We start from the raw sequence: 551 nt of genomic DNA, 5'->3' as shown, positions 1-551 counted from the left end.
GGCCAGTCCATCTCTGATCTTTTAGCACAGATATAGCCCTTTGTGTTTGTACAGGGCGAATCATTCCAGCATTTGTCAGAGGTCCAGTTGATCTCTCCACAGTTCTCAACATTCAGATTGTTAGGTTCACCAGTGCACCAGTTGTTGTAGTCATAATTAGTTCCATCACTCCACAACCACTCTCCTTCTTCCACAGCATCTTGAACACCAATCCAACATAGTGTAGTAGGAGAAGGCAACAGACCCAGCAGAAAAGAGTTTTCTTTTTCTTTGTTCACAGATGCAAGATGTGCACTCAGAGCAATACAGTTTCTCTCTGCTTCAATCCATGTAGCCGACTGAGAGAAGAACTTGTAGCATCGGGTTTCAAAATTTGTCCATCCATACTGGCATGGTCTACCTTTATCTGGTTTACCAGCTGCATTTCCCGTGGAGAACACGATGAACAGAAGCAGCAGACTTCTCAACATTGCCATGAACTTGGTTTTCAGATCACTGCCTTCAGAATCTCAAGAAAGATTTTGTGGTGTTCCAGAGAGAGCTCTGCTTTT

At 43.7% G+C, this 551-nt stretch carries 1 protein-coding gene; it reads right to left on the bottom strand.

Translation table 11 applies throughout. The features are described 5' to 3' along the window. The coding region (locus DK871_RS28510; protein WP_218581575.1) for a C-type lectin domain-containing protein at positions 1-470 on the bottom strand (470 nt) is incomplete at its 3' end. Positions 471-551 lie beyond the last annotated feature (81 nt).

It is taken from the genome of Pseudomonas sp. L13 (genome assembly GCF_009935965.1).
Lineage (GTDB): Bacteria > Pseudomonadota > Gammaproteobacteria > Pseudomonadales > Pseudomonadaceae > Aquipseudomonas > Aquipseudomonas lactis.
This window is presented reverse-complemented; position numbering and strand designations above follow the sequence as displayed.